This window comes from Alistipes sp., assembly GCF_048465575.1.
In the GTDB taxonomy this organism is placed as follows: domain Bacteria; phylum Bacteroidota; class Bacteroidia; order Bacteroidales; family Rikenellaceae; genus Alistipes.
In genome coordinates this window covers 1-16,419 of the sequence record NZ_DBFWLG010000036.1, presented here as the reverse complement: position 1 = coordinate 16,419, position 16,419 = coordinate 1, and the positions used below count along the sequence as shown (strand labels likewise).

Genomic DNA, 16,419 nt, shown 5'->3' with positions numbered 1-16,419 from the left:
CCATAATCACACGAGGTAAATGAAAAAAACAAAAACCATATTTCTTTGCGCATTGGTATGCTGCGGATTATCGGGTTGCTCAGAGGATGCGGATGATAGTGGATACGGTGGGAAAGGATCCACTCCCAAGGCTTCGTTCTCGGTTTCAGAGGATGAACCTTATAACGGTTCCCCGGTCACCTTTTCCAACACGTCATCCGATGCAGAAAGATACGAATGGAATTTCGGTGACGGCTCGGTTTCCACCGAAGAAAGCCCCACGCACACCTATTCGGAATACGGCTCTTTCTCCGCGTCCCTGACTGCATACAACGGAACGGCCTACCATAAAACTGCCAAGCTAATAAAAGTTACCAGCAAAACGATCGAATTAACGACCATTTCTGCGACTCTCGCCGGAAAGAAATACTATTCGTCAGGCAAGTTGGTCAACGGCAAAACATACAAATACGAATTTACCATCAAGATTAAGAACTCCTATTACGGCTACAAATCGGCATCCAAATGGGGATTGAGGACCAATACGACATACAGTTCTTGGGATGCAAAATCCGACGGAATATCCACGCTCGAGGTAAAGCATTATACCAACAACAGAAGCGAGACGCTGACCTACCAAGCCTATGCGGTCAAACCCGGGGGTCATACCTATGGGGATGTCTTCGGCGCTGAAAAAAAGATTTCGCTCTCCTATTAATTTGCAGATCATGAAAAAAATTCTTACTATCCTGCTTTGCCTATCGGCATCTATTACATTTACCGGTTGTTCGGAAAATTCCGAGAGGATAGAACCCGGCACCGAAAATTCAAATCCTGCAAACGAATATACCTATGTGAAAACAATCACTGGGTATGCCGGAAGTACCGCTGCCGTTACCTCCGCGACTTTGAAAATTTACAGAAAAGGGAGTGATTTTTATGCCACGGTCGGTAAATCGAAGAATTATGCCATCTGCTCAAAAAATTCGACCTATAACTCCTCTTATACTGGGAGAGACCCCAAGAAGCTTTATCGCTATTGTGCCAAACCGCTTTCCATCACCTATTATTTTAATCTTTGACAACCACAAACGATTATTTGCATCGAGGGCGGAACCGTTGCGGTTCCGCCCTCGATGCGTCTTCGCGCGGCCCCGCCTACCGCATCAGCACCGACGAGTCGCCGTAGCTCAGAAAACGGAAATCGTGCCCCAAGGCATAGTCGTAGATGCGCCGCCAATCGTCGCCCGCATAGGCAGACACCAGGAGCAGCAGCGTCGACGCGGGCTGGTGGAAATTGGTGACGATATTCGTTACGATCCGGAATTCGTACCCCTCGGGGGTGATCATGATCTGCGTGGAGGCTTTCAGTGCATCGAGCCCCTCGCGCTCCATGTACCCGAGCAGCACCTCCAGCGCTTCGCGGCCCGTGAAAGCGGACGGAATGTCGTAGAGTTCCCACTGCCCTACCGCGCGCTCCGCGTCGGGCGAACCCGTCGTGCGGATGCGCCACGCCAGCGCCGTCAAAGATTCGAGCGTACGGACCGAGGTAGTCCCGACCGCCGTGATCGCGCCCCATTTCGAGAGCAGCGCCCCGACCGTCCGGCGGCGCACCTCGAAATGCTCGGTGTGCATCGCGTGGCGCGTCGCGTCCTGCTCCTTGACCGGCAGAAAGGTCCCCGCTCCCACGTGGAGCGTCACCTCCTCGAACGCGAATCCGCGCAGCCGCATCCCCTCGATCAGCTCGGACGTGAAATGCAGCCCCGCCGTCGGCGCGGCCACCGAACCCTCGAACCGGGAGTAGACCGTCTGGTAGCGCGTGTTGTCGATCTCCTCGCTCTCGCGGTTGAGGTAGGGCGGAATCGGTATGCGCCCCAGGTGTTCCAGCAGCTCGCCGAAAGTCATCGGCGCCGTCCACTCGAAACGCACCGTCTGCTCGCGGCCGCCGCGACGGACGATCCGGGCCCGCAGCTTTTCGTCACGCTCCCCGACGCGAAATTCGATCTGCACGTCCCCCTCTTTCCACTTTTTGAGGTTGCCCACGATGCACGACCATTCGCACGCGCCCCGCACGGCGAACGCCCGCTCGTAGTCGGCCGGGTCGTGCGGCTCGAGGCAGAACACCTCGACGCGGGCCCCCGTGGGCTTGTGCATGATGATCCGCGCGCGGATGACCCGCGTGTTGTTGAAGACCACGAGCTGTCCCACGGGCAGCACGTCGCCCAGATCGGCGAAATGCCGCTCCGTAATCTCACCGGCACGGTAGACGAGCAGCTTCGAGGCGCTGCGCTCCGCGAGCGGAAACTTGGCGATCCGCTCCTCGGGCAGGTCGTAGTCGTATTGTCTGATGTCGATCATGGCCGCAAAATTACATATTTTTTCACCATCCGATCCCATTCTCGCGCAAAAAGGGCCGCGCGGCCTCCTGCCGCGCAGCCCCAAGGCGTACCATCCGCCCTAATTCACGGCGATCTCTCCCACGAACAGGTGCCCCGGCAGCCCGGCAGCCGGGTGCCAGGCCGGCATCCGCGCGACCGTCCGGGCCACCACGCGCAGGAACGGGGCTTCGGTCGCAGGGAAGCGCACCGTGTAGCGGCGTATGCCGTTCTCGGCTTCGGCCGGCTCCTCCGCCACGTCGAGCGACCCGGCCGCTACGAACTCCGTTCCGTCGTCCGAGGTCAGCACCTCGATCCGTGCGGGCGGGAAGATCCACTCGCCCCGCTGCACGAGGGTCTCCAGTTCGACCGCTTCATAGGGCCCGGCGCCCTGCATGTCGATCGTCGCGTCCAGTGGCTCCCGCATGAAGCCCACCCACGCCCCGTTGGCGTAGACCGGAACTCCGCAGTAGCCGTCTACGAGCAGCGACGCCCCGCCGTAGGTGTATTTGGGCGTCGGAGAGGTATTGAGCACGGCGTGGCGGGCCGTGGACTTGCTGAAAGCGAACTCCCGCTCGTACTGCGGCCCCTCCACATCGTCGCGCAGGGCCGCGGCCCGGAAGCGGCAGCTCTTGGCGATCCGGACCGGGCCGGTGTAGGGCGTTCCCGCCAGAGCGGGGTCCGAGCCGTCCGTGGTGTAGCGGATCGGTGCATCGCCCTGCGTCGAGAGGGTCATTCTCAGGCAGTGCTCGTCCGTATCCACCTCGCACGCCCCCGTCACGCCGAACAAGTGGCGGGCGAAATTGCACCCCATCGCCCGGTAGATCGGAGCCAGCGGGAAATTGGCCGCGAAACGCTGCCAGTCGCGCACTCCGGGCCGGCACCACTGCACCTCGCTCAGGGCCGCCAGACGCGGCAGCAGCATGTATTCGAGGTGTTCGTTCGAAGCGATGTACTCGGTCCAGAGGTTCGCCTGCACGCCGACGATGCGCTGCCGCTCCTCGGGCGTGAGCTCCCCGAAAGGCGGCTCGTAGGAGTAGACCTGTTCGACGGGCACGTAGCCGCCGATTCCGAACGGCTCGTTTTCGGTATCGAGCGACTGGTAGTAGTCGAAATAGAAATGGCTCGTAGGGGTCATCACCACCTCGTGCCCCTGCCTGGCAGCCGCCACGCCGCCCTCGTCGCCGCGCCACGACATGATCGTGGCGTCGGCGGGCGCCTCGCCCTCGAGGATCTCATCCCAGCCGATGATCCGTCGTCCGTTGCGCGCGAGGAACTCTCCGACGCGGGCCATGACGTAGCTCTGGAGGTAGTGTTCGGCCGTGTGCTGCACGTCGTCTTTGAGCCCCAGCTGCCGGATGCGGGCCTGGCAGCGGGGACACCGTTCCCAGCGCACCTTCGGGCACTCGTCGCCGCCGATGTGGATCAGCGGCGAGGGGAAGAGTTCGATCACCTCCGCAAGGACCCCCTCGATGAATTCGAACGTCTCCTCGCGTCCGGCGCAAAGCACGTCGTCGGCCACGCCCCACTGCCCCCAGACGGTGTAGGGACCGCCCGTACACCCCAGCTGCGGGTAAGCCGCCAGCGCCGCGAGCATGTGGCCCGGCAGGTCGATCTCGGGGATCACCTCGATGGCCCGGTCGGCGGCATAGGCCACTACCTCACGAATCTGGTCCTGCGTATAATATCCGCCGTAGGGCGTCGTATCGTAGTTGTCCCACTCCTTGCGGATCATCGTCTTGGGGCGGATGCTGCCGATTTCGGTCAGCTCGGGGTAGCGGCGAATCTCGATCCGCCACCCCTGGTCATCGGTCAGGTGCCAGTGCAGGCGGTTGAGCTTGTGCAGGGCCAAGAGGTCGATGTAGCGCTTGACCTCCTCGACCCCGAAGAAATGGCGCGACACGTCGAGGTGCATCCCGCGGTAGGCGAAGCGCGGCGCGTCGGCGATCTCCAGACACGGCAGCGTCCACTCCGCGCCGGGGTCCGACTCCCCGCCGAACACGGCCGCCGGCAGCAGCTGCTTCAGCGTTTGAACGGCGTGGAAGAAACCCGGAAAAGCGGAGGCGCGGACCGTCACCGCACGGCGCGTAATGTCGAGCCGGTACGCCTCCTCTGGCAGCGTGTCGCACAGTTCGAAGCGAATCCCCCTGGCGGGCAGCTCGTCGGTCACGACGAACGGATTTTCGGCGCTGCTGGCAGCGGCGACCTGCCGGGCGAATTCGGATGCGGCGCGCTGCGTGCGCTCGTCGGCGCGGCTGTCGCACGCAACGGTCCGGCCGCGGACGTCGAAGACGCCGGAGCGGGTTTGGATCGAGTTGGGATAGGGCACGATCGCAACGGGACGTGCCGAGTCGCCGCAGGCGGCCAGCGCGACGCCCGAGGCAAGGATCAGCAGTATTTTTTTCATAAGCCGGTGGTTGGTTCGAAAAGCAAAAGTAGCAAAATTTCCCGATCTTCCTCGGCCCGCCCCGATTTTTTCCTCATCCCGGTCATACGCCGGGGTGCCGCCATCCGTTTTTTTGTTCCCGCGGGATGGAAATATCGGCCAATTATTCGTAACTTTGCGGCGCTCACTCTGAAAAAGCACAAAGTCTCCCTTCTCAAAGGGAGATTTAGAGGGATTGTCGATACGAAATCGGGGACGCAGTCCCCCTCGACAAGAGCAGAGACGGATTTCGTATCGAGGGATGTCGCTATTACGTACAGCCCGAATGCGTCTCTGCTCTTGTTGAGAATTATGAAAACCGACTTTCTGGTTATCGGTTCCGGCGCCGCGGGACTTTCGTTCGCGCTGAAAGCCGCCTCCCGCGGCCACGTCACCGTGGTCACCAAAGGCGAGATGGCCGAATGCAACACCAACTACGCGCAGGGCGGCATCTGCTCGGTGACCTACGCCCCCGACTCGTTTGAGAAGCACATCCGCGACACGCTGGTCTGCGGTGCGGGCAAGTGCGACGAGCGGGCCGTGGAGCTGGTCGTACGGCACGCCCCCGAGCTGATCGCCGACCTGATCGACTGGGGCACGCGCTTCGACAAGACCCCCGACGGCCGCTTCGAATTGAACCGCGAGGGCGGCCACACCGAGCACCGCATCCTCCATCACCAGGACCTCACGGGCGCCGAGATCGAACGCGCGCTCATCGAATCGGTCCGCCGCCACCCGAACATCACCGTCCTGGAGCACCATTTCGCCATCGACCTCTTGACGCAGCACCACCTCGGCGAGTTCGTCACGCGCCACACGCGGGGCCTGGCCGCATTCGGAGCCTACGTCCTCGACGAGCGGACGCGCGAGATCGTCACCGTGCTCTCGAAATTCACGATCGTCGCCACCGGAGGCTGCGGCAACATCTACTCCACGACCTCCAACCCGGTCGTGGCCACGGGCGACGGCATCGCCATGTGCCACCGCGCCAAGGCCATCACCGAGAACATGGAGTTCATCCAGTTCCACCCCACCACGCTCTACAACCCCGCCGAGAAGCCCAACTTCCTCATCACCGAGGCCATGCGCGGCTTCGGGGCCATCCTGCGCCTGCAATCGGGCGAGGAGTTCATGGATCACTACCATCCGATGAAATCGCTGGCTCCGCGCGACGTGGTGGCCCGGGCCATCTACCGCGAAATGACGCGCCGGGGCGAGGATTTCGTCTACCTCGACGTTACGCACAAGGACCCGGAGGCCATCCGCAGCCATTTTCCCAATATCTACGAAAAATGCCTCTCGATCGGCATCGACATCACGCGCGACTGGATTCCCGTCACCCCCGCGGCCCACTACTGCTGCGGCGGGGTAAAGGTCGACACCGACGGCCGAACCTCCATCCAGCGGCTCTACGCCCTGGGCGAAACGGCCTGCACGGGCCTGCACGGCGCCAACAGGCTGGCATCCAATTCGCTTATCGAGGCCGTGGTCTACGCCGACCGGGCCGCGCGCCACGCCGCCTCCGAGCTCGACCGGGTGCAGATTCAGGAGGGCATCCCCGACTGGGATTTCGAGGGCACGCAGCACACCGAGGAGATGCTGATGCTGATCCAGTCGAAGCGCGAGGTGCAGCAGATCATGTCCAACTACGTGGGCATCGTGCGCTCGAACCTCTCCCTGAAGCGCGCCATGCGGCGTCTCGAAATCCTCTACGAGGAGACCGAGGAACTCTACAACAAGACCAAGCCCAACCGCGAGCTGTGCGAGCTGCGGAACATGATCGCCGTGGCCTACCTGGTCATCAAGCAGGGCCGCGAACTGAAAGAGTCCGTGGGGTGCCACTACAATGCGGATTATCCCAAAGAGGGATAATCCGCACATATTAAAAATTAAGAATGAAAAAGTAAAAAATGGGATTTACCGGCAACCCGTCCGAAGCGCAGGTCTTTCGATAACGCATATCCACGACCCGTCTCTTTTCTCTCGCCGAAGAGGCCAATTTTAATTCTTAATTTTTAATTCTTAATTACGCAGTATGTCTTTACAAGAAGAGATTGCCCGCCGCCGCACCTTTGCGGTCATCGCCCACCCCGACGCGGGCAAGACGACCCTGACCGAAAAATTGCTCCTTTTCGGCGGCGCCATCCACGTGGCCGGGGCCGTCAAGAGCAACAAGATCAAGAAAGGCGCCACGTCCGATTTCATGGAGATCGAGCGCCAGCGCGGCATCTCGGTGGCCACCTCCGTGATGGGCTTCGAATACCGCGACTGCAAGATCAACATCCTCGACACTCCGGGCCACGAGGATTTCGCCGAGGACACCTACCGCACGCTCACGGCCGTCGACTCGGTCATCATCGTCATCGACGGCGCCAAGGGCGTCGAGGCGCAGACGCGCAAACTGATGGAGGTATGCCGCATGCGCCAGACCCCCGTGATCGTCTTCATCAACAAGCTCGACCGCCCCTCCAAGGAGCCGTTCGACCTCCTGGACGAGGTCGAGCGCGAGCTGCACATCCGCGTGCGGCCGCTGGCGTTCCCCATCTCCAACGGCCCGACGTTCAAAGGCGTCTACAACCTGTACGAAAAGAACTTGTCGCTGTTCACCTCCGAAGAGAAGCTGACTGCCGACGCCTCGACCGTCGAGATCGCCGACCTTTCGGATGCGACGCTCGACAGCCGCGTGGGCGAAAAGCTGGCCGCCCAGCTGCGCTCCGACGTCGAGCTGGTCGAGGGGGTCTACGATGCGTTCGACCGCGAGGCTTACCTCAGGGGCGAGCTGGCCCCGGTGTTTTTCGGCTCGGCGGTCAACAATTTCGGCGTGCGCGAGCTTCTGGACTGCTTCGTGCGGATCGCCCCCTCGCCGCGCCCGGCCCCGACCGTGACGCGCACGGTGGAACCCGCCGAGGAGAAAATGACGGGCTTCATCTTCAAGATACACGCCAACATGGACCCCAACCACCGCGACCGAATCGCCTTTCTGAAGATCTGTTCGGGGGTGTTCGAGCGCAACCGCAACTACCTCCACGTCCGCAGCGGCAAACAGCTCAAGTTCTCCTCGCCCACGGCTTTCATGGCCGAGAAGAAATCGGTCATCGACACGGCCTACCCGGGCGACATCGTGGGCCTGCACGACACGGGCAATTTCAAGATCGGCGACACGTTCACAGAGGGGGAGCGTCTCCGCTTCACGGGCATCCCCTCGTTCGCTCCCGAGCAGTTCCGCTACATCGAGAATGCCGACCCGCTGAAATTCAAGCAGCTGGCCAAGGGTGTCGACCAGCTGATGGACGAGGGCGTAGCGCAGCTCTTCACCTCCTCGCTCAACGGCCGCAAGATCATCGGCACGGTCGGCGCGCTCCAGTTCGAGGTCATCCAGTACCGGCTCGAACACGAATACAACGCCTCGTGCCGCTGGGAGCCGATCTCGATCTACAAGGCGTGCTGGATCGAGAGCGACGACGCAGCCCAACTGAGCGATTTCAAGCGCCGCAAGCACACGAACATGGCCGTGGACAAGCACGGCCGCGATGTCTTTCTGGCCGACACGAGCTACGCCCTGGCGCTCGCGCAGGAGAATTTCAAGCACATCCGCTTCCATTTCACCTCGGAGTTCTGACCGCACCGCAGTAGCCACCGTGAAAACATAGCGCGCCGCAGTCCGCCGCTCGTCGGCACGCACAAAACGCGCCGGAGCCCGATGCCCCGGCGCGCTCGTTTTCCCGCGGTGAATCCCTACTTGAGCTCCAGGTTGCTCACCCGGTCGGTCTTTACGAACGGCAGCACGGGGTAGTCGTAGAGCCCGAAGCGCGGCTCGGTCTCCCCGCGCATGTACTCCCACACGGTCGCGTACTCCTCCGGATCCTCGCCCATCTGCGCCAGCTGGCGCAGGTAGGCCGCCACCGACTTGTTCTCGACGATATGGATCGCCCCCATGCGGTCGATCGCCGGGCTGTGGCGCCGCGTGGGGTCGTGGTCGAACCGCAGGATGCGCCGTCCCCCGGCCGTCATGCCCACGACGCGGAACGTCATGCTCTTGCCGATCCCCGGCAGGTTCATCACGCTGCGGTCGGTCGCAAGAAAGGGCAGCCGGTGCCGCCGCATGAACCGGCGGATCTTCTCGGCCGTATCGCGTCCGTCGGCCACCAGCGCGGCCAGTTCGGCCGACTGCTCCGCTGTGAGCCGTCCGCAGATTTTCTCCTCGTGCTGCTCCTCGATCGACCGGCTGTTGGGCGTGAATACGGCGCGGTTTTCGTCGAACCCCTTGACCGTGAACGTGTAGTAGCAGAGCACCCCGAGCGAGTTCAACACCTGCCTCAGGCGCGCCGTATGCCCGCGGCGCGATGCGGCCACCGTAAATACGAGCTGGTTGGTCACCAGCCATCCCGCCGAGAGAATCTTGCGGATGGCCTCCGCAGCCTCGGGCGTCACCTCTAACGGCGACTGGAAATGGGTCTGGAGGATGAACTGCCCGACCCCGACCGCCGAAGCCTTTTCGCGGAACTCGCGGAGAATCTCGACCAACTCGTCATCCACGCGCATCGGCAGGTAGGCCGGCAGGCGCGACCCGAGCCGGACGCGCTGCAACTCGGCGTATTTCTCGCCCTCCGGCCGCTCGCGGTTGGCCCGCCGCTTGCGTGCGGCCATGCGGCAGACGGCATCGAGCAGGTTGCGGAGGGTCTTGTTCTGGCTCATCAGCGCGTCGCCTCCGGTGATAAGCAGGTCGCGCAGCTGGGTGTCCTGCTCGAAATAGGCCATCAGCCGCCCTAACTTGTGCTCCCACGACTCCCGGGGCCGCAGCTCCTCGAACTCGAAATTGAGTCGCTGGCTCTGGAAATCGTACATCCGCTGACACGAGGCGCACAACCCGCCGCAGGCGCGTCCCATCGTATCGGGGATCAGGATGGCTACCTCCGGATAGCGGCGGTGGATATTGCGTCCGTCGGGCAGCAGCCACCCCGCGGCGTTGGGTTTACCGGCTTCGACCGCATCCTCCTTTTCCCAGGCCCGGATCGTGCCGTAGGCTTCGACCAGCTGCGGCGAGTAGAGGATGTAGCTGCGAACGGCCCGGTCGTCGTAGTTTCCGCCCGCGGCATCCAGCAGCGAGAGGTAGTAGGGCGTGGCGAAAAAGGGCATCCCTTTCTTGCGGGCTTTCGAAAGCAGGTACATGGTCTCGGGCGAAAGCGTCCCGCCCAGCAGGCGGTTCAACTCCGCGGGGCTCTTCACGGCCATGGCGAGCTGGAAGCGGAAATCCGACCACCACGCCGCCACCCGGGCGTATTTCTCGTCGTACGACATTCCGGGCTCGAAGCGGAAGCGCGAGGCGATCTTCGAGGGGCGGCTCTCGATCTTCTGGATAAGGAGGTGGAGCATCCGCTCGCGGTTTTCGGCCCGCACCTCCCGCACGGCGGCGTCCAACCCCGAGGGCCAGCGCTCCATCCGGCTGCGCACGCGCTGCGCCGAGGGGGCCGCCGGTCCGGGCCCCTCCAGCCGGCGGAACAGCCAGTAGAGATCGACGAACAGATCGGTGGGCATTTCGGGATTCTCCAGCGTGCCGCGCAGAAAGTGCCACAGGAGGGCGAAAGTTTCGACCGTCATCCGCTCCCCGGTCGAGAGTTCGTCGATCTGCTGTCCGTCCGAGGCGATCAGCTCGCGCATCGCCTCCGCCGCCTCGGCGTTCGCGGCCCGCTCGGCGACATAATATTTCAGCCGGCGGCGGAATTCGCCGGGCGACGCGCTCTCGAACGCCGCCGTTTTCAGCGCCGGAAACTCCCGGCCGTAGAGCTGCGCAAGCTGCGAGAGGGTGTAGGCAAGTATTTTTCGCTGTTTCATGGATAGATGGTATTTTTCATTGGGCAAGACCGCTCCGCGCATCCGGACTGTCCGGCGCCTGCGATCCCCCGCTTCGGCCCGGCACTGCACCGGAACCTTGCGCGATAATTTCGTCAAAATCCGCCACAATTCCAAACTATCCTGCAAATTTCTCGCATTTTGTTTGTCCGCAGCCGGTTTCCTGCCCGACGTTCCGTCTCTTTCCGGCCCGCGTTCTCCCGCAAAACAACAGCTCCTGCTGCCGCATCCCGGAAAAACCGAGCCGCGCCCTGCCCTGCCATGTTCCGTTTCACCCTACCCGACCACGCCCCGCGGCACCGCACCGCGCCCTATCCCGTCCCGTTGTCTACTCTTCGGGGTGCTCCACGCCCGTCACCGCGAACCGCCCGTATCGGGGCCGGTAGTCGCACAGCCCGATGTAGCGGCCCGCATACTCCATCGCCTCGACGACCTCCTGCCCGTGCAGCCGGGACGGATCGTACCACACCTCGACCCGGCAGCTCCACTGCCTGAAGATCGGCCGGCAGCGCAGAATCCGCTCGCCCCGCCTCTTCACGGTCCGAAAATCCTTGTACTCCTCCCGGAGGAACAACCCCTCGGGCGCGAGTTTTTCGTGCTTGAACCGCAGCGCCGGATCGTCCGCCACGCGCACCGCCTCGCGGAATACCTTGCCCCGCCTGCGCGCCCCGGCCGCTTCGGCGAGGGCCCCCTCGAAACAGGCCGCCTTGAGGAAATAGCCCCGCTCGGGCGAGTGGTAGAGGGCGGCCATCCACTCCGTGCGCGCCGCTTCCATCAGCTCCTCTTCGCCCCTTACCCCTTTGGTCGAGAGGACTTTCAGCCGTTTGGCATACTCATTGAACGGATTGGCCGCCTTGTCGTCGTGCTGCAACAGCGGCCCGTCGCTCTCGATCTCGAATCGGATTCTTTTCATCATTTAGTCTATTATATATTGCATTTGATTCAATTTAATATTTATTTTAGTCGCAAAAATAAGCATAATTCCCGATTCCCGCACAGATTCTGTTATTTTTTTGCAAATTCCTCGAAAAGAGTTACCTTTGTAGCCCCTGCGAATGCGCACGAAGCGCAGTTCGAAAGGGATAAACTATTCATTATTAACATTTAACGAGCGATTGTATCGCAAACAATTTTCCACATGGAAGAAACGAAGAACGTAGTCGCCAACGCGGATTTCGACTGGAACGCCTACGAAAACGACCTGGGCGTCTACGATCAGCCCAAAGAGGAGATCGCCGAAGCCTATGACAAGACGCTTTCGAACGTCAACGTCGGCGAGGTGGTCGAGGGTACCGTCACGGCCGTAACCAAGCGCGAGGTGCTGGTCAACATCGGCTACAAGAGCGAGGGCGTGATCTCCATTTCGGAGTTCCGCTACAACCCCGATCTGCAGGTCGGCGACAAGATCGAGGTCTATGTCGACTCGGCCGAAGACAAGAACGGCCAGCTCTCGCTTTCGCACAAGAAAGCGCGCCAGCTCAAGTCGTGGGACCGCGTCAACGAGGCCCTCGAAAAGGACGAGATCATCAAGGGCTACATCAAGTGCCGCACCAAGGGCGGCATGATCGTCGACGTGTTCGGCATCGAGGCGTTCCTGCCCGGCTCGCAGATCGACGTGAAGCCCATCCGCGACTACGACGTATACGTCGACAAGACCATGGAGTTCAAGGTGGTGAAGATCAACCAGGAGTTCCGCAACGTGGTCGTCTCGCACAAGGCACTCATCGAGGCCGAATTGGAGGCGCAGAAGCAGGTCATCATGTCGAAACTCGAAAAGGGCCAGATTCTCGAGGGTACGGTCAAGAACATCACCTCCTACGGCGTCTTCGTCGACCTGGGCGGTGTCGACGGTCTGATCCACATCACCGACCTGTCGTGGGGCCGTGTCAACCACCCCGAAGAGGTCGTTGCACTCGACCAGAAGATCCAGGTCGTGATCCTCGATTTCGACGATCAGAAGAAGCGCATCGCGCTGGGTCTGAAGCAGCTGACCGCCCATCCGTGGGAGGCCCTCGACCAGTCGCTCAAGGTTGGCGACAAGGTGCGCGGCCGCGTGGTCGTCATGGCCGACTACGGCGCGTTCGTCGAGATCGCCCCGGGTGTCGAGGGGCTGATCCACGTCTCGGAGATGTCGTGGAGCCAGCACCTGCGTTCGGCCCAGGAGTTCATGAAAGTCGGCGACGAGGTCGAGGCCGTCATCTTGACGCTCGACCGCGAAGACCGCAAAATGTCGCTGGGCATCAAGCAGCTCACGCCCGATCCGTGGGAGCTTATCGAGACCAAATACCCCGTGGGTACGAAATGCAAGGCCAAGGTGCGTAACTTTACCAATTTCGGCGTCTTCGTCGAGATCGAGGAGGGCATCGACGGACTGATCCACATTTCGGACCTGAGCTGGACCAAGAAAGTCAAGCACCCCGGCGAGTTCACGTCGGTGGGCGCCGACATCGAGGTCGTCGTGCTGGAGATCGACAAGGACAACCGCCGTCTGTCGCTGGGCCACAAGCAGCTGGAGGAGAACCCCTGGAACGAGATCGAGGGCCGCTTCTCCATCGACACCATCCACGAGGGCACCATCACCGAGCTGACCGACAAGGGCGCCGTCGTGGCCCTGAGCGAGAGCGTCGAGGGCTTCTGCCCCGCACGCCAGCTGGTCAAGGAGGACGGCACGACCCCGAAAGTGGGCGACAAGCTCGCTTTCAAGGTGATCGAGTTCTCGAAAGCCACCAAGCGCATCACTCTCTCGCACCTGCGCACCTACGAGGAGGCCAGGCGCGCCGAGGTCGCTGCCGAGAAAGCCGAGAAGCGTGCTGCTGCGGACGCCACCAAGTCGACCGTCAAGAAGATCAACGCTTCGGTCGAGAAGACCACCCTGGGCGACATCGCCGGCCTGGCTGCGCTGAAGAGCGCGATGGAGGCCGCCGAAGCCAAGTCGGCCAAGGCCAAAAAGGAGAAGAGCGAGGAGTAATTTCCCGTCTTCACGATAGCGAAAGGTTGCACCGACGGTGCAGCCTTTTTTCGTCGCGGATTGGAAAACAAAATAATAACCCTACCTTTACGTTGGTTAAAAAAACGCTCCGATGAAGAACCCGATCCTCCTCCTGCTCCTCGCCCTGGCGTTCGGCCCCGTTTTCGCGGCCGGCCCGCCGCAACGTCCCGACCCCGCAAGCGAGCGCGGAGGCTATTCCAAAGACAGTTGGACGGTATGGTACCGCGATCGGGAGGTCGCGGGCGCATCGGCCTCCACTTTCACCGATCTGGGCGGCGGCTACGGCAAGGACGCCTGGAAAGTCTTTTACCGCGGCCGCGCGATCGAGGGCGCCTCGGCCCGGACTTTCGAGTACCTGGGCAAAGGGCGCGCACGGGATGCGTGGAACAGCTACTACCTGGGTGAAAAGTCACGGCCGGGCGACCCGAAGCAGCCGCTCGGCGGCGGCTACACCAAGGACGCTTGGAAAGTCTACTACCGCGACCGCGCGCTGGAGGCCGCCTCGGCTCAGACTTTCGAATACCTCGAAGACGGCTACGCGAGGGACGCCTGGAAAGTTTTTTACCGCGGTCATATCGTGGCCGGTGCTTCGGCCTCGTCGTTCACGACGCTCGGACAGGGGTATGCCAGGGACAACTGGAAAGTCTTCAGCAACGGAAAGGAACTTTCGGGGGCCTCGCCCGCCACGTTCCGGGTTCCGCACAGGCGCCTCTTCTGACGCAAAAAAGAGCTCTCCCATCGGGAAAGCTCTTTTTTCAATAGACAAGGGATTACGAACTAATCGGCCATCGCCATTTCGCGCACGCCCTCTTCCGTAAGGCACGTGAGCAGCGAGTCGGTGTTCTTCTCCTCCTGCAAGGTGGCGTCCAGCTCGCGGCTGATCTCGTCCTCGCCCATCAACTCGGCATAGTATTTCAGCGTGCCGTAGGAGGCGATTTCGTAGTGCTCGGCCTTTTGTGCGGCCATAATCAGCGCGGCGTCGCGCGTATAGGTGTCTTTCTCGGTGTCGGCGATCACCTCTTCGGCCTCGGCGACGATACCCTCCATCGCTTCGCAGCGCTTGGCCTGCGCACGCTTGCCCAGCAGCTCGAAGACCCTTTTCAGCCGGTCGATCTGCCCCTCGGACTCCTCGATGTGGTTGGTGAAAGCCTCGGCCAGCTTGGGGCTCGTGGCGGCCCGCTTCATCTTTTTCATGCCCGAAATCAGGTGTTTTTCGGCCCAGTAAATATCCTTGATCTGATCGATGAAGAACTCCCGGAAAGCGGCGGATTCGGATGCGGTTTGATTTTTCGTGTTCATAAAAGTCGTTTTTTATCGGTTTTATACTCTTTTGCAGGCAATTTCTATGCCAGGCCCGGCCGGCTGCATCTGCATGGCGCAAGGCACTGTTTTTGATTCCTCAGCGGGATAAACGCTTTTCGGATGAACAGACTCAAACCCCACCTGGCCCTGTTGGTGTGCAATGTGATCTGGGCCCTGGATTACCCCTTTTACAACATGGTCCTCGGGCACTACATCCATCCCCTCGCGATGGTGGCGGGTTCGCTGACCGTCACGGCCCTCATTTCGCTCGTGCCGCTCCTCTGGCAGCGGGCCGAGCGGATCGAGCGCGCAGACGTGCGGAAGATGATCGGAGCCGCGCTTTTGATCGGCGTGATGCGCAAGGGTTTCATCATGTTCGGACTCTCGAAGACCTCCCCCATCGACGGTTCGATCATCGACACCGTCGTCCCGCTGCTGGTGCTGCTGCTTTCGGTCATCCTCGGGATCGACCGCTTCACGCGCCTGAAAGTCATCGGGCTGCTGTTAGGCATGGCCGGTGCGGTGGCGGTGGTGCTGACCGGCGTGTCGGCCTCGCACACCCACTCCCACCTGTGGGGCAACCTGATGATCCTCCTGAGCGCACTGGCCTCGTCGGTCTACATGGTCTGGTTCAAACGCGTGGTCTCCAAATACCGCATCACCACCCTGCTCCGGTGGATCTACTGCATCTCGGCAGCCATCATGCTGCCCATCGGTTTCGACGCCATTCTCCACGTCGATTACGCCGACGTCGCGCGGCACGTGCTTTTTCCGGCGCTCTTCGTGTTGATCGTACCGACCTACATTCCCAACCTGATGCTCAACTATGCGCTCAAAAGCGTGGCTCCCACCGTATCGAGCATCTACACCTACCTGCAACCCATCCTCGCCATCGCCGTTACGGTGGCGCTCGGGCTGGACAGGCTCCACCTCGACACGGTGCTCTTCGCCGTGGTGATCTTCATCGGCGTCGGGCTGGTGCTGCGATCCTATGTCGCGTCCGGGCGAACGGCGAAATGACGGGAGGGGCATTTTGACAGGTTGTCGGGGCCGTTGGCTTGCGGCCACAAAAAAGGGCCTGCCCGGGGCCGCCATCACGGCGCCGGGTAGGCCTTTGAACTATTTGGACGGGAGTCTCGGAACCTCCTGCGCGGTTTTCCGTCCGAAGCGACGGTTTCTTGAGCCGAAGCCGCAAGACCGAGGATTTCACCGTGTACACGACTTCCGTTCATCGTGCACAACCCGCGGCTTGTCGGGGGAGAAAAGGGAGGAGGCGCGAAGCCCGCATCCGGTGTACGACCAGGAACTCTGGATGGGAGTTCGCTGCGAAGACCGATCGGTAAGTGGAATAGTTATCCGGGATCGCCAAGTGGTGCCATGCATAGCTGCCGTCGTTCATGAAAGAGAGTTTGCGCGCAAGTTCCGACGGCCCGCCCGGCGGGGGACGGAACAAAGATACAACATCGAAGAGGCGATGTCAAGGGTTTGGCCGGATTTTT

Annotated in this window: 12 protein-coding genes; 7 read left to right on the top strand and 5 right to left on the bottom strand. The window is 61.5% G+C overall.

Annotated features, from left to right (window positions below):
* Positions 1–19 precede the first annotated feature (19 nt).
* Positions 20–697, top strand: coding sequence for a PKD domain-containing protein (locus ACMQ11_RS09465; protein WP_418992524.1), 678 nt, complete (start codon positions 20–22; stop codon positions 695–697).
* A gap of 10 nt (positions 698–707) precedes the next feature.
* The gene (locus ACMQ11_RS09460) at positions 708–1,061 is read left to right on the top strand and encodes a hypothetical protein (RefSeq protein ID WP_418992523.1); all 354 of its coding nucleotides are present in this window, start codon (positions 708–710) and stop codon (positions 1,059–1,061) included.
* Between the two features lie 76 nt (positions 1,062–1,137).
* On the opposite strand, the gene ACMQ11_RS09455 is transcribed toward ACMQ11_RS09460, so the two are convergent.
* Together ACMQ11_RS09455 and ACMQ11_RS09450 are read right to left on the bottom strand one after the other, a co-directional pair.
* Complete coding sequence (locus ACMQ11_RS09455; protein ID WP_418992522.1) at positions 1,138–2,337, bottom strand: S-adenosylmethionine:tRNA ribosyltransferase-isomerase; 1,200 nt, start codon at positions 2,335–2,337, stop codon at positions 1,138–1,140.
* 99 nt (positions 2,338–2,436) lie between these two features.
* Complete coding sequence (locus ACMQ11_RS09450; RefSeq protein ID WP_418992521.1) at positions 2,437–4,761, bottom strand: beta-N-acetylhexosaminidase; 2,325 nt, start codon at positions 4,759–4,761, stop codon at positions 2,437–2,439.
* Between the two features lie 330 nt (positions 4,762–5,091).
* On the opposite strand from ACMQ11_RS09450, the gene nadB reads away from it, so the two are divergent.
* Positions 5,092–6,651: an L-aspartate oxidase gene (gene nadB, locus ACMQ11_RS09445; RefSeq protein ID WP_418992520.1), complete on the top strand. Its 1,560-nt coding sequence runs from the start codon at positions 5,092–5,094 to the stop codon at positions 6,649–6,651.
* Between the two features lie 163 nt (positions 6,652–6,814).
* Positions 6,815–8,398, top strand: a complete 1,584-nt coding sequence (locus ACMQ11_RS09440) for a peptide chain release factor 3 (RefSeq protein ID WP_418992519.1) — start codon at positions 6,815–6,817, stop codon at positions 8,396–8,398.
* Between the two features lie 116 nt (positions 8,399–8,514).
* Here the strand turns inward: ACMQ11_RS09440 and ACMQ11_RS09435 are convergent, their stop codons facing one another.
* A complete protein-coding gene (locus ACMQ11_RS09435; protein WP_418992518.1) occupies positions 8,515–10,611 on the bottom strand; it encodes a KamA family radical SAM protein in 2,097 nt (698 codons plus the stop codon).
* Between the two features lie 346 nt (positions 10,612–10,957).
* Positions 10,958–11,542, bottom strand: a complete 585-nt coding sequence (locus ACMQ11_RS09430) for a hypothetical protein (protein WP_418992517.1) — start codon at positions 11,540–11,542, stop codon at positions 10,958–10,960.
* Between the two features lie 225 nt (positions 11,543–11,767).
* Here ACMQ11_RS09430 and rpsA point away from each other — a divergent pair, with 225 nt between their 5' ends.
* The gene (rpsA, locus tag ACMQ11_RS09425; protein ID WP_418992516.1) at positions 11,768–13,597 is read left to right on the top strand and encodes a 30S ribosomal protein S1; all 1,830 of its coding nucleotides are present in this window, start codon (positions 11,768–11,770) and stop codon (positions 13,595–13,597) included.
* Between the two features lie 112 nt (positions 13,598–13,709).
* Entirely contained in the window at positions 13,710–14,336 is a 627-nt protein-coding gene (locus tag ACMQ11_RS09420; RefSeq protein ID WP_418992515.1) for a DKNYY domain-containing protein, read from the top strand.
* Between the two features lie 59 nt (positions 14,337–14,395).
* Here ACMQ11_RS09420 and ACMQ11_RS09415 read toward each other — a convergent pair whose 3' ends face one another.
* Positions 14,396–14,917 (bottom strand): ferritin-like domain-containing protein, encoded by a 522-nt coding sequence (locus ACMQ11_RS09415; RefSeq protein WP_418992514.1) that lies wholly within the window; start codon positions 14,915–14,917, stop codon positions 14,396–14,398.
* A gap of 123 nt (positions 14,918–15,040) precedes the next feature.
* Between ACMQ11_RS09415 and ACMQ11_RS09410 the strand changes: the two genes are divergently transcribed.
* Entirely contained in the window at positions 15,041–15,940 is a 900-nt protein-coding gene (locus ACMQ11_RS09410) for a DMT family transporter (RefSeq protein WP_418992513.1), read from the top strand.
* The last annotated feature ends 479 nt before the right edge of the window (positions 15,941–16,419 follow it).

What these genes read in the sequence shown, in the direction of transcription:
- ACMQ11_RS09465 (WP_418992524.1), top strand. Translation starts at nt 20, where the DNA reads ATGAAAAAAACAAAAACCATATTTCTTTGCGCATTGGTATGCTGCGGA.
- ACMQ11_RS09460 (WP_418992523.1), top strand. Translation starts at nt 708, where the DNA reads ATGAAAAAAATTCTTACTATCCTGCTTTGCCTATCGGCATCTATTACA.
- ACMQ11_RS09455 (WP_418992522.1), bottom strand. Translation starts at nt 2,337, where the DNA reads ATGATCGACATCAGACAATACGACTACGACCTGCCCGAGGAGCGGATC.
- ACMQ11_RS09450 (WP_418992521.1), bottom strand. Translation starts at nt 4,761, where the DNA reads ATGAAAAAAATACTGCTGATCCTTGCCTCGGGCGTCGCGCTGGCCGCC.
- nadB (WP_418992520.1), top strand. Translation starts at nt 5,092, where the DNA reads ATGAAAACCGACTTTCTGGTTATCGGTTCCGGCGCCGCGGGACTTTCG.
- ACMQ11_RS09440 (WP_418992519.1), top strand. Translation starts at nt 6,815, where the DNA reads ATGTCTTTACAAGAAGAGATTGCCCGCCGCCGCACCTTTGCGGTCATC.
- ACMQ11_RS09435 (WP_418992518.1), bottom strand. Translation starts at nt 10,611, where the DNA reads ATGAAACAGCGAAAAATACTTGCCTACACCCTCTCGCAGCTTGCGCAG.
- ACMQ11_RS09430 (WP_418992517.1), bottom strand. Translation starts at nt 11,542, where the DNA reads ATGAAAAGAATCCGATTCGAGATCGAGAGCGACGGGCCGCTGTTGCAG.
- rpsA (WP_418992516.1), top strand. Translation starts at nt 11,768, where the DNA reads ATGGAAGAAACGAAGAACGTAGTCGCCAACGCGGATTTCGACTGGAAC.
- ACMQ11_RS09420 (WP_418992515.1), top strand. Translation starts at nt 13,710, where the DNA reads ATGAAGAACCCGATCCTCCTCCTGCTCCTCGCCCTGGCGTTCGGCCCC.
- ACMQ11_RS09415 (WP_418992514.1), bottom strand. Translation starts at nt 14,917, where the DNA reads ATGAACACGAAAAATCAAACCGCATCCGAATCCGCCGCTTTCCGGGAG.
- ACMQ11_RS09410 (WP_418992513.1), top strand. Translation starts at nt 15,041, where the DNA reads ATGAACAGACTCAAACCCCACCTGGCCCTGTTGGTGTGCAATGTGATC.